Raw genomic sequence first — 12302 nt, 5'->3', positions numbered from 1 at the left:
GTAGCCTCGGCGGCAGGCGCGGCGCTCACCGAAGGCAGGAGCCCATGACGATCACGACCACGGAGACGCCAGGACGCCGCCGCGGCGCGGCGGTCCTCGTCGAGGTGCTGCGCAGCGAGGGCGTCCGCTACATCTTCGGCAATCCGGGCACCACCGAGCTGCCGCTGATCGATGCGCTGACGGAGGCCACCGACATCGCCTACGTGCTGGCCCTGCAGGAGGCGAGCGCGGTCGCGATGGCGGACGGCTACGCACAGGGCGCGCGCCGGCCCGGCTTCCTCAACCTGCACACGGCGGGCGGCCTCGGGCACGGCTTCGGCAACCTCCTCAACGCCCACATCACCGGCACGCCGCTCGTGGTGACGGCGGGCCAGCAGGATTCCCGGCACGTCCTCACCGACCCGCTCCTGTTCGGCGATCTCGTCACCATCGCGGCTCCGGCCGTGAAATGGGCCCGCGAGGTGACGCATGCGGACCAGCTGCCGATCCTCCTGCGGCGCGCCTTCCACGATTCCAGCGCCGCCCCCTCCGGGCCGGTCTTCCTGTCGCTGCCCATGGACGTGATGGAGGAGATGACCGACGCCTCGCCGGGCGAGATCTCCACCATCGATCGCTGCGCCGTGGCGGGCTCCCTCGACCGGCTGGCGGATCACCTCGCGGCGATCCCGCCCGGACGGCTGGCGCTGATCGCGGGTGATGAGATCGAGGCGAGCGATGCCTCGGCGGAGGCGGTGCGCCTCGCCGACGCGCTCGCCGCCCCCGTCTACGGATCATCCTGGCCGGCCCATATCCCGTTCCCCACCGCGCATCCGCTCTGGGCCGGAAACCTGCCCACCAAGGCGACCGAAATCGCCGCGATCCTCGGGGCTTACGACGCGGTCTTCGCGCTGGGCGGCAAGTCGCTGATCACGGTCTTGTACACCGAAGGCTCGGCCGTGCCGCCGGGCACGCAGGTGTTCCAGCTCTCGGCCGACGTGCGCGATCTCGGGCGCACCTACGTCACGGCGCTCTCGATGGTCGGCGACATCCGGGCCTCCCTCGCGATGCTCCAGCCCCTGGTCGAGGCCCGGATCGCCGAGCGCCGCGAGGCCTACGCGGCGGAGCGCGCCAAGGCGGTCCTCGCCTATGACGCGCGGCGTGCCAGGTTGTTCGCGGCGGCCGACGCGCAATTCGGCGCTCCCGCGGTGATGCCCCTCGTCGCCGCCCGCGAGATCGCCCGCGCGGTCGGCTCCGACATCGCCATCGTGGACGAGGCGCCCGCCACGCTCGGGCACCTGCGCACCTTCCTGCACAGCAACTGGACCCGGCAATATTCCTCGATCCGCGGCGGGGTGCTCGGTTGGGGCATGCCGGCCTCGGTGGGGTTCTCGCTCGGCCTCGACCGGGCCCCGGTGGTCTGCGTCGTCGGCGACGGGGCGGCGATGTACTCGCCCCAGGCCCTGTGGAGCGCCGCCCACGAGCGGCTGCCCATCACCTTCGTGGTGATCAACAACGCCGAGTACAACATCCTGAAGACGTTCATGAAGAGCCAGACGCACTACGCCTCGGTCCGGGCGAACCGCTTCATCGCCATGGACCTCGTCGATCCGCGCCTCGATTTCCCGGCGCTCGCGGCCTCGATGGGGGTGGCGGCGCGCCGGATCACGAGGGCCGAGGAGATCGCGCCGGCCATCGAGGCCGGCATCGCCTCCGGCCTGCCGAACCTGATCGAGGTGATCGTCAGCCCGACCTGAAGGCCGGGCGCAGCGGGACCTGCGAATTCGGCGGACGGGACTCCCGCACCCCCACCTGCGTTTGCTACACAGGGCCCGAGAGCCGATCGCGCCCGGAGCGGCACGGGGCTGAGGGGAGACAAGCCGGCACCATGCAGGAACCGTCGCGACCCGAGCCCGCCCTCCTCGATCCGGAAGTCCATGTCGAGAGCTTCCGGCAGGCCCGGGAGGCGCGCCGGCTCGAGCTCGTCGAGGATTACGTGGAGCTGATCGCCGACCTGATCGGCGACGGCGGCGAGGCGCGCCAGGTCGACATCGCGGCCCGCCTCGGGGTGGCCCAGCCCACCGTCGCCAAGATGCTCAAGCGGCTCGCCGAGGAGGGCTTCGTTCAGCAGCGTCCCTATCGGGGCGTGTTCCTGACCGAGGCCGGCCGGGTGCTCGCCGAGCAGAGCCGCGAGCGCCACCGCATCGTCGAGGGCTTCCTCTGCGCCCTCGGGGTCAGCCCCGAGACCGCCCGCCGCGATGCCGAGGGCATCGAGCACCACGTCAGCACCGAGACCCTCGAGGCCTTCCGCCGCTTCGCCGCAGGCGAGCGGAACGCGTGAGCCGCCGCCCGGCGCGTCAGGCGAAGAGCGCGGCGGCGACCTCCGCCTCCTCGTGCTCCGGCACCACGTCGACCTCGACCTTGAGCTTCTGGGAGCCCGAGGCGCTGACGATCCCGTCGATGGGCGAGACGTCGCCGTAATCGCGGCCCCGCGCCACCACGAGGTGGTCGTCGCGCACGCCGACGCCGTTCGTCGGGTCGAGACCGATCCAGCGGTCGCCGCACCAGACCGAGACCCAGGCATGGCTCGCATCCGCTCCGCGCAGCCGCGGCCGCCCCGGCGGCGGCGTGGTGCGGAGATAGCCGCTGACATAGGCCGCCGGCAGGCCGAGGCCGCGGAGCCCCGCGATCATCACGTGGGTGAAATCCTGGCAGACGCCGGCCCGGAGGGCGAAGGCCTCGGCCAGGGGCGTCGCGACCGTGGTGGCCTTCGCATCGAAGCGGAAGTCGCTCTGGATGCGCCGCATCAGGTCGAAGGCGACGCCGTAGGCGCTGCGGCCCGGAAGGACGCTCGCTCGCGCATAATCGGTGACGGCGGGCAGGAGCGGCACCCGCTGGCTCGGGAACAGGAAGTGGACGGGCGCCTCCGGTCCGAGATCGCGGCTCGCCGCCGCCGCGTCGCGGACCGCTTCCCAGGGGCGCCCGGTCTCCGGGTCCGGCAGGGGCGGACGGGCGACCGCGATGCGCGACAGGGCCTCGACCCGGAAGGTCGTGTGCGGCGTGTCGATGGTGATCGCGGTGGTCTCGATCCCGAAATAATCTTGGCGGCGGATCTCGGTCTGCGGGGCCGGGGAGATCTCGAGGCGACTCGCCAGCACGGTCTGGCCCTCGCCGTCGCGGGGCCGGAGGCGCAGCGAGCAGCGGGCGAACCGGGCGGGGCGCCCGTAGCGATAGGCCGTCAGGTGGCGCAGCGTATAGATCACGCGAGCCCCGCGAGCTTCTCCGGGCGCAGGGCGTGCGGGCCGTTCGGGAAGTAGCGGCCCGCGATGGCGTCGGCGAGGCGCTCCAGCTCGCTTTCCAGGCGCGCCATCGCGACGCCGTCGAAATCCCCCGCCTCGCCCGCGGAGAACTCGGCCGCGATCCGCGAGGCGAGGCGCCGGTGCGGCTCCGGGATGCCGTCGGCGCTGAGCGCCGGCAAGTCCGCGAGATGGCGCAAAACCGCCTCCACCTGGAAGGCGACGGAGCGGGGATTGTAGGGATCGAGCAGAACCATGTCGCGGACGGGGTCGAGGGCCACGCCCTGCATGTAGCGCGCCCCGTAGGTCACTTGCGAGTCGCACAGGGCCAGCATCACCCCGAGATCGTCGGCACTCGCCGCGTCGCCCGCAAAAGCCATGGCGAAGGAGCAGGTGTTGATCGCCCGCTCGATGCGCCGGCCGAGATCGACGAAGTGCCAGCCCGCCGCCCGGCTCATGTTCTCGTGGGTCAGCCCGGACAGGGCCGCGATGTGGCTGAGTGCCCGCTCGGCCCGGCGCAGGAGCTGCGATTCCGCGAAGTCGCGGGCCTGGTCGAGGGAGAGCAGGTCCACGAGGTCGGCCAGAACCCGCCAGGCTTCGCCCGACAGCCGCGTGCGCAGGGTCGCGGCGTTGGTGCGCGCCGCGAGGATGTGGGCCCGGGCCGAGCCGCGGGTCGCGCGCCCGACCAGGGCCTCCTGCGCCATGGCGGCGGTGGGCAGATTCGGGGCGCTGACCGCCCCCCACTCGTCGAGAATCGCCCGGATGCGCAGAGCCGTCGGGGCGCGGACATCCCCGGTGATGTCGGTGACGACGGCGTCGCCCACGCTGCCGAGATGCGCCTGGACGAGGCGGATCACCGCCTCCGCCCGCTCGGTGTAGCGCCCGTACCAGAACAGGGTGTCGGCGGCCCGCGACGGCAGGTGGCCGGCGATCCGCCGCACGCGGGGCGCGCCCTGCGCGGCGAGGGTCGGCGCATCGACGGGATTGTCGGAGAGGACCCAGACATCGGCCGACTTGATGCCTAGGCGCATCTCGATCGGATCGACGTCGGGCCGCTCGGAGATCCGGCAGAATCCGCCCGGCATCACCCGCCAGCCCTGTGGCGTGCGGGTCGCGAAGACCCGGAGGGCGAAGGGCCGCGGCACGAAGCGCAGGCCGGAATCGCCGCGCTCCCAGCCCGGCATCGTGGAGAGCGGCGCGGCTTCCTGGCCGACATAGTCGAAGGGCCGGTCGCGCAGGGCCGCCACCACGCGCTCGCGGTCTGCGGCGAGCGCGTGCGGTCCCAGGATCGCATCGCGGCCGGCCCCGCGCTGGGGCGTCGCGGCGGGGCGCAGCGTCAGGCCGTCGAGATGATCGCGCACGTAGGCGAGGCCATCGGGATCGCCGCACCACCAGGTTCGCGGACTCTCGAGGCGCAGGTCCTCGCCGAGAAGCGCGCGGGCGATGCCCGGCAGGTAGGTGGCGAGCGCCCCCGACTCGACCATGCCGGAGCCCGGCATGTTGGCCATCACCAGGCTGCCGTTGCGCAGGGCCTCGATCAGGCCCGGGACCCCGAGGCGCGAGGCCGGGTTCAGCTCGAGCGGGTCGAGGTAATCCGCGTCGATCCGGCGCCAGAGGGCGTCGGCCCGCTTGAGCCCGGAGACGGTGCGCACGTGGAGGCAGCCGTCCTGCATCACGAGGTCGTCGCCCTCGACGAGCATCAGGCCGAGATAGCGGGCGAGCGCCGCCTGCTCGACATAGGTCGAGGAATAGGGCCCGGAGGTGAGGAGGCAGATGCGGGGATCGGCCCGCTCGGCGCCCGCCGCGAGCCCTTCGCGGAAACTCTGGAAGAAGGGCGGAAGGCGCTCGACCTGGAGATCCTGGTAGAGATCCGGGTAGGTGCGGGTCAGCACCATCCGGTTCTCCAGCGCGTAGCCGAGGCCCGAGGGGGCCTGGGTGCGGTCGGCCAGCACCCGCCAGCGACCGTCCGGGCCCCGCCCGATATCCGCCGCGTAGAGCTTGAGGTATCGCCCGCCGGGCGGGCTCACCCCATGGAGCGGGCGCAGGAATTCGGGGCTGCCCGCCACCACCGCCGCGGGCAGGAGACCGGCCGAGACGAGGTTCCCGGGGCCGTAGACGTCGGCGAGGATCGCCTCCATCAGCTCCGCCCGCTGGACGAGGCCCTCGCTCAGGGCCCGCCACTCGGCCGCCTCGATCACGAGGGGGAGCGACCCGAGCGGCCAGGCATGCTCGCGCTGGTCCCCGTAGATCCGGAAGGAGATGCCGGTATCCCGGATATGGCGCTCGGCGGAGACGAAGCGGGCCATGATCTCGGCCTCGCTCAAGCCGCCGAGGCGGGCGAGCAGCCGAGGCCAGGCGCCGCGCATCGCGCCGCCGGCCCCCAGGAACTCGTCCGGCAGCCCGGGCTGAGGCCGGTAGCCCCCCGTCCAGCGGCTTAGCCGCTCGGACGGGCTCTCCGCGTCCTGGCCGGCCGCCGGGCTCATCGCGGCGCGGGTCTGCGCAGGTCGAGGGTGAGCGGGAATTCCGGATTGATCTCGGAAAGCGGCATCGCGACCCGGCCCGGCGTGTGGCCCTGCGGCTGGAAGCGCGCGAGGCGGCGCCCTTCGGCCTCGTAGGTGTTGACCGGGTAGGTCTCGTAGTTGCGCCCGCCCGGATGGGCGACGTGATAGCGGCAGCCACCGAGGGCGCGCCCGCTCCAGGCATCCAGGATGTCGATGGTGAGCGGCGAGTGCGCGGGGATCGTCGGGTGCAGCGACGAGGCCGGCTGCCAGGCCTTGAAGCGCAGGCCCGCGACCGCCTCACCGCCGGTGCCGGTGCCGGTCATCGGCAGGCGCCGGCCGTTGCAGGCGATGATGTGCCGCCCGGGCACGGACCCGCTGACCTTGACCTGCAGGCGCTCCACCGAGCTGTCGACGAAGCGCACGGTACCACCGATCGTTCCTTCCTCGCCGAGCACGTGCCAGGGTTCCAGCGCCTGGCGCAGTTCGAGTTCCACGCCCCCATGCTCGACCGTGCCGAAGACCGGGAAGCGGAAGGCGGCCTGCGCCTCGAAGGCGGCGGGGTCGAAATCGTAGCCCGCCCCGCGAAGGTCTTCCAGCACGCCGCGGAAATCCGCCCAGAGGAAATGGGGCAGCATGAAGCGATCGTGCAGCGTCGTGCCCCAGCGGACACAGCCGCCCTCCTGCGGCTCGCGCCAGAGCCAGGCCACGATGGCGCGAAGCAGCAGCTGCTGCGCCAGGCTCATGCGCGGGTCCGGCGGCATCTCGAAGCCGCGGAACTCGAGGAGGCCGAGCCGCCCCGTCGGACCGTCCGGCGAGTAGAGCTTGTCGATGCAGATCTCGGCCCGATGGGTGTTGCCGGTGACGTCCACCAGGATGTTGCGGAAGATCCGGTCGACGAGCCAGCGCGGGATGTTCGGCGTGTCGGGCGCCGGCACCTGCGCGAGGGCGATCTCGAGCTCGTAGAGCCCGTCGTGGCGGGCCTCGTCCATGCGGGGCGCCTGGCTCGTCGGCCCGATATAGAGGCCGGAGAACAGGTAGGAGAGCGACGGGTGGCGCTGCCAGTAGAGCACCAGGCTCTTCAGCAGGTCGGGCCGGCGCAGGAAGGGCGAATCATCCGGCGTCGCGCCGCCGAGCACCACGTGGTTGCCGCCGCCGGTCCCGGTATGGCGTCCGTCGGTCATGAACTTCTCGGCGCCGAGCCGGGTCTGGCGGGCATCGGCGTAGAGGTCGGTGGTGATCTGCACCGCCTCGCGCCAGGTCGCGGCCGGATGCACGTTGACCTCGATCACGCCCGGATCGGGCGTGACCTTGATGACGTTCACGCGCGGATCGTAGGGCGGCTCGTAGCCCTCGATGTGGATCGGTTGCCGGAGCGCGGCCGCGGCCGTCTCCAAGTGCCCGACGAGTTCGAGATACTCGTCGACCCGCTGCAGCGGGGGCATGAACACGCAGAGGACGCCGTCGCGGGGCTCGACCGCCAACGCGGTGCGCACGGCGACCCCGGTGATACCCGCGCCGTTGACGGTCCGGGCACCCGGATGCCCGTCGGGCAGCGGCGCGCGCGTCTCGAGCGGGTCCTGCGGCTGGTAATAGGGATAGTGCTCCGGCGGCACGTGCGGCAGCGAGGCGAGCGGCAGGCGGAAGCCGAGGGGCGAGTCGCCGGGCGTCAGGAAGGCGTGGCCGCGCCGGAATTCCCAGGCTTCCGAGACCCAACGGCGCTCGGAATCGCCCGCCTCGCCGGTGGGCAGGCTGGCGAGCGGCAGGACGTAGCCGGCGGCCTGCCCGAGACCCCGCTCGTAGACCCGCTTCATGCGGGCATCGGCCTCGGCGGAGGCGAGCATCGGGCTCTCCGTCGTGACGTTCTGAGGCAGCTCCGCCTCCTTCTCGGTCCAGTATTTCGGGTCCTCGTAGGCCGGCATCACGAAGGGGCCGAGGCCGAGCGTCTTGGCGAGCGCCGTGATCAGCGCCCGCGCCTGCTCGGGCTCGGCGGTGCGCGGGCCGTTCTCGGCCGCGATCAGGCCCGTATCGCGCCAGATCGGCTGTCCGTCCCGGCGCCAGTAGAGCGCGAAGGCCCAGCGCGGCAGGCTCTCCCCGGGATACCACTTGCCCTGGCCGTAATGCAGCATGCCGCCGGGGGCGAAGCGGTCGCGCAGGCGCCGGATCAGCGTGTCGGCGAGGCCGCGCTTCGTCGGGCCCACGGCGGCGGCGTTCCATTCGGGGGATTCGTAGTCGTCGATCGACACGAAGGTCGGCTCGCCGCCCATGGTCAGGCGCACGTCCTGCGCCGCGAGGTCCTGGTCGATCCGGTCGCCGAGCGCGTCCATGGCGGCCCAGACCGCTTCCGAGAAGGGCTTGGTGATGCGCGGCGCCTCGGCGACGCGGGTCACCGACATCTCGAAGCCGAACGTGACCTCGGCCGGCTCGGAAACGCCCGAGATCGGCGCGGCGGAGTGGTAATGCGGGGTTGCGGCCAGCGGGATGTGGCCCTCGCCGCAGAACAGGCCCGAGGTCGCGTCGAGACCGATCCAGCCCGCGCCCGGCAGGTAGACCTCCGCCCAGGCATGCAGATCGGTGAAGTCGGTCTTGGTGCCCTCGGGGCCATCGACGGCGGTGGTGTCGGGCACGAGCTGGATCAGGTAGCCGGAGACGAAGCGCGCGGCGAGACCGATCCGGCGCAGCACCTGAACCAGGAGCCAAGCGGAGTCGCGGCACGACCCGCTCCTGCGCTGCAGGGTCTCGGCAGGCGTCTGAACCCCCGGCTCCATGCGCACCCCGTAGGCGATCTCGGAGCGCACGAGGTCGTTCAACGCGACGAGGAACTGCACCGTGCCGGTTTCCGTCGGCAGGCGCGCCAGGAAGGCATCGATCTCCGGGCCCTGCGCGTCCTCCGTGACGCGGTAGGGGGCGAGCTCGCCCAGGAGGTCATCCGCGTAGGCGAAGGGCCGCGTCTGGGCGTAGTCCTCCACGAAGAAGTCGAAGGGGTTGATCACCGACATCTCGGCGGTGAGGTCGACCTCGATCTTCAGCTCCGTGGCCTTGTCCGGGAAGACGAGCCGGGCGAGCCAATTGCCGTTCGGATCCTGCTGCCAGTTCACGAAATGGTTCTCGGGCGTCACCTTCAGCGCGTAGGACGGGATCTTCGTCCGGGTATGCGGCGCCGGCCGCAGGCGGATCACCTGAGGGCCGAGCGCGATGGGCCGGTCGTACCGATAATGCGTGACGTGATGCAGGGCGGCTTTGATCGACACGAGGACTCCCGTCGCTGCGGACGTCCGGCGCAGGGCGCGGCCGGCTGTGTTGGCGTGGTCACTCTACCGCATTCGGAGCGCGGCGGCAGGCTCGACCGAGGGTGGCCGAGGCCGCATCGGCTAAGCAAGTTCCGTGCAGCCCGCAGCGTCCCGGCGAGCGGCTGCGGAGATCCCCGGAGGCCGCGAGCCGGGGCGCCCTGCCTGACCGGGCGGCCGGCCGCTCGGCCCAGAGCGGGACGCGACGCGCGGCCACGCGTTCGCGGCGGGCGCCATGATGGGCGGGAACTTTGGCGCCGAAGCGCCCTTGACGCTCGAAGATGCTGCCGCGGTCGCCGCGGAATGGCACCGGAATCCTGAGATGAAGATCTTCCAGTGCCAAGCCTGCGATCAGCCGGTCAGCTTCGAGAGTACGGCCTGCGAGAGTTGCGAGCGGCGCCTGGGCTATGTCTGCGAGGTGCATGAGGTCTCGGCCGTCGAGCCCTCCGGCCAGTCCCAGGCGGGATCCGCCCAGACCTTCCATGCCCAGACCTTTCACGCCTATGCCAGCCCGGGCGCGAAGTACCGGTTCTGCGCCAACGCGCAGCACGCGGCCTGCAACTGGCTGGTGCCGGATTCCTCGCCCGAGATCTTCTGCCGGGCCTGCCGCCACAACCGGGTGGTGCCCGACCTCACGGTGGGCTGGAACCTGATCCGCTGGCGCCAGATCGAGGCGGCCAAGCACCGGATGTTCTACTCGCTCCTGCGGCTCGAACTGCCGCTTCCCTCGCGGGCCGAGAGCGCGACGGGCCTTGCCTTCGACTTCCTGGTCGACCCGGCCGAGAGCTTCCTGATCGGACCACCCGTGCTGACCGGGCACCAGAACGGGCTCATCACCCTCAACATCGCGGAGGCGGACGACGTCGAGCGCGAGCGGCGCCGGATGCTGTTCGGGGAATACTACCGCACGCTGCTCGGGCATTTCCGCCACGAGGTGGGTCATTATTTCTGGAACGTGCTGGTGCAGGGCGACCCCAGCCTCGTCACCTTCCGGGCCCTGTTCGGCGACGAGAGCCAGGATTACGGCGCCGCCCTGCAGCGGCATTACGCGCAGGGCGCACCGCCGGATTGGGAGGAATTCTACGTCTCGGCCTATGCGACGAGCCACCCCTGGGAGGATTTCGCCGAGACCTGGGCTCACTACCTCCACATCGTCGACACGATCGAGACCGCGAGCGCCTTCGAGCTGCACGTGCGTCCCCGCCTGCGGCACGGGCCGGCCGAGCCGGTGGTGATCGATTTCGATCCCCATCGCACCGCCGATCTCGACCGTCTGATCGAGGTCTGGCTGCCGCTGACCTACGCGGTCAACTCGCTCTCCCGCAGCATGGGCCAGGCGGCCCTCTACCCGTTCAAGCTGACCCCGGCGGTGATCGCCAAGCTCGCCTTCGTGCACGAGCGCATCTACGCGGTGCGCTCGACCGACGGCGTCGGCGAGGCCGATGCCGACATCCTGCGGGCCGTGATCCGGGGCCTGCGCAACCGCGTGGCGGCCCCGAACGTCTGAGCCGGCACCGCCGGGCGCGGGCGCGCCTGTCAGGCGGCCCGCACCGTGTCGAGGAAGCGCTGCACCTCGGCGCCGAGATGCTCGGATTGCCGCGACAGCTCGGAGGCCGACATCAGGACCTGGGCGGCCGCCGCGCCGGTCTCCTCGGCGGCGGAGGCCACGCCCGCGATGTTGGCCGTCACCTCGCCGGTGCCGATCGCCGCCTGCGTCACGTTGCGCACGATCTCCTGCGTTGCCGCGCCCTGCTCCTCGACGGCGGCGGCAATCGAGGCCGCGACCCCGCTGATGTCGCCGATGCGGGTGGTGATGCCGGCGATCGCCCGCACGCTCGCGCCGGTAGCGTCCTGGATGCGCGCGATCTGGCTGCCGATCTCGTCGGTGGCCTTCGCGGTCTGGTTGGCCAGTTCCTTGACCTCGGCGGCGACGACCGCGAAGCCGCGCCCCGCCTCGCCGGCCCGCGCCGCCTCGATGGTGGCGTTGAGCGCCAGCAGGTTCGTCTGGGCCGCGATGTCGGAGATCATCTTCACCGCATCCCCGATCCGGCTCGCGGCCGCGCTGAGTTCCTGCACCAGGGCCGCGGTCTGCCCCGCCTCCGTCTCGGCGGCCCGCGCCAGCGCGGCCGAGCCGTCCACCTGCCGGCCGATCTCGTCGACGGACGAACCGAGTTCCTCGGCGGCCGAGGACACCATGGTGACGTTGCCGCTCGCCTGCTCGGCGGCCGCCGCGACCGTCGTCGATTGCGTCGCGGTCTCGGCCGCGGTCGCGGTCATGCCCTGCGCGGTGGCCTGCAGCTCGGTCGCCGCGGCGGAGACCTGGCCGACGATGCCGCCGACCGCCCGCTCGAAGGCATCCGCCATCTCGCGCATCGCGGCCTTGCGCTGCGCCTCGGCGCCGGCGCGGGCGAGCGCCGTCTCCTCCTCCAGCCGGCGCATCCGCACGAGGCCGTCCTTGAAGACCGCGACCGCGTCGGCAATGCGCCCGATCTCGGTCTTCACGCCCTGGTGGGGCACCGTCACGGCGAGATCGCCCCCGGCCAAAGCCGTCATCGGCCGCACGACGGAATCGATCCCGCCCGAGATGCCGCGGATGATGATGGCGGCGAGCACGAGCGCCAGCAGCATGGCGGCGCCGGCCGCGAGGATCGCCTGCATCCGGGTTGCCTCGTAGGCGGCCCGGCCGTCGATCTGCGCCTTCGCCGCCCCGGCATTGTTGAGGGCGATGATCTTCTCGAGCGCCGCCGAGGCGCGCCGCCGCGGCTCGACGCCGGTCGACTTGTAGAGGGCGTAGGCGCGGCTGTGCTCCCCGGCGCGGACGGCGGCCGTGATCGGCTGGACCGCCGCGATGAACGTCGCCCATTCGCGCCGGAACGTCTCGTAGAGGTCCCGCTCCTCGGTGGAGCTGATCAGAGGCTCGTAGTCGTTCATCTTCTCGCTGATCGTCTTCGCGCGCGCTGCGAGGTCGGCCTCGATCGCCGCGAGGTCGCCGGGCTCCGCCGTCTGCGTCAGGCGCAGGAGGCTGGTGGTGTAGCGCGCCGCGGTAACGTCGATCTCGCCCGTCACGCGCACGCTGGGAAGCCAGTTCGTCTCCACGTCGCCGAGCAGGCCCTGGATCCGCCCGAGTCCCGTCAGGCTGAGGATCCCGAGACCGAGGACGAACAGGATGAGCGCGGAGAACGTCGCGATCAGCTTGGTGCGAATCGAGAGAGTCTGAAGGAACACGGCCGACACCTTTGGGCAGT

At 71.9% G+C, this 12302-nt stretch carries 7 protein-coding genes; 3 read left to right on the top strand and 4 right to left on the bottom strand.

Features of this window, described 5'->3' with window-relative positions; translation table 11 throughout:
• Nucleotides 1-44: 44 nt before the first annotated feature.
• Together F6X53_RS05555 and mntR are read left to right on the top strand one after the other, a co-directional pair.
• Nucleotides 45-1733, top strand: coding sequence for a thiamine pyrophosphate-binding protein (locus F6X53_RS05555; RefSeq protein ID WP_150998011.1), 1689 nt, complete (start codon nucleotides 45-47; stop codon nucleotides 1731-1733).
• A 131-nt stretch (nucleotides 1734-1864) separates the two neighbouring features.
• On the top strand, nucleotides 1865-2317 hold the full coding sequence (gene mntR, locus F6X53_RS05550) for a manganese-binding transcriptional regulator MntR (RefSeq protein WP_150998008.1): 453 nt from the start codon (nucleotides 1865-1867) through the stop codon (nucleotides 2315-2317).
• A 16-nt stretch (nucleotides 2318-2333) separates the two neighbouring features.
• On the opposite strand, the gene F6X53_RS05545 is transcribed toward mntR, so the two are convergent.
• From F6X53_RS05545 to F6X53_RS05535, 3 genes are read right to left on the bottom strand one after another with little or no spacing between them, the layout of a single operon-like run.
• Nucleotides 2334-3239, bottom strand: a complete 906-nt coding sequence (locus F6X53_RS05545; protein WP_150998006.1) for a transglutaminase family protein — start codon at nucleotides 3237-3239, stop codon at nucleotides 2334-2336.
• Nucleotides 3236-5755, bottom strand: a complete 2520-nt coding sequence (locus tag F6X53_RS05540; RefSeq protein WP_150998004.1) for a circularly permuted type 2 ATP-grasp protein — start codon at nucleotides 5753-5755, stop codon at nucleotides 3236-3238. Before F6X53_RS05540 ends, F6X53_RS05545 begins: the two co-directional genes overlap by 4 nt.
• Nucleotides 5752-9021, bottom strand: a complete 3270-nt coding sequence (locus F6X53_RS05535) for a transglutaminase family protein (protein WP_150998002.1) — start codon at nucleotides 9019-9021, stop codon at nucleotides 5752-5754. Before F6X53_RS05535 ends, F6X53_RS05540 begins: the two co-directional genes overlap by 4 nt.
• Before the next feature lie 358 nt (nucleotides 9022-9379).
• Here F6X53_RS05535 and F6X53_RS05530 point away from each other — a divergent pair, with 358 nt between their 5' ends.
• Nucleotides 9380-10564 (top strand): zinc-binding metallopeptidase family protein, encoded by a 1185-nt coding sequence (locus F6X53_RS05530; RefSeq protein WP_150998000.1) that lies wholly within the window; start codon nucleotides 9380-9382, stop codon nucleotides 10562-10564.
• 29 nt (nucleotides 10565-10593) lie between these two features.
• On the opposite strand, the gene F6X53_RS05525 is transcribed toward F6X53_RS05530, so the two are convergent.
• Nucleotides 10594-12282, bottom strand: a complete 1689-nt coding sequence (locus F6X53_RS05525) for a methyl-accepting chemotaxis protein (protein ID WP_150997998.1) — start codon at nucleotides 12280-12282, stop codon at nucleotides 10594-10596.
• Nucleotides 12283-12302 lie beyond the last annotated feature (20 nt).

The sequence above is a fragment of the Methylobacterium soli genome (assembly GCF_008806385.1).
Taxonomy (GTDB): Bacteria; Pseudomonadota; Alphaproteobacteria; order Rhizobiales; family Beijerinckiaceae; genus Methylobacterium; species Methylobacterium soli.
The sequence above is the reverse complement of the archived record's forward strand: the minus strand, read 5'-3'. Positions and strand labels throughout refer to the sequence as shown.

Excerpts from the sequence above, each read along its gene's own strand:
- F6X53_RS05555 (WP_150998011.1), top strand. The coding sequence starts at position 45 with ATGACGATCACGACCACGGAGACGCCAGGACGCCGCCGCGGCGCGGCG.
- mntR (WP_150998008.1), top strand. The coding sequence starts at position 1,865 with ATGCAGGAACCGTCGCGACCCGAGCCCGCCCTCCTCGATCCGGAAGTC.
- F6X53_RS05540 (WP_150998004.1), bottom strand. The coding sequence starts at position 5,755 with ATGAGCCCGGCGGCCGGCCAGGACGCGGAGAGCCCGTCCGAGCGGCTA.
- F6X53_RS05530 (WP_150998000.1), top strand. The coding sequence starts at position 9,380 with ATGAAGATCTTCCAGTGCCAAGCCTGCGATCAGCCGGTCAGCTTCGAG.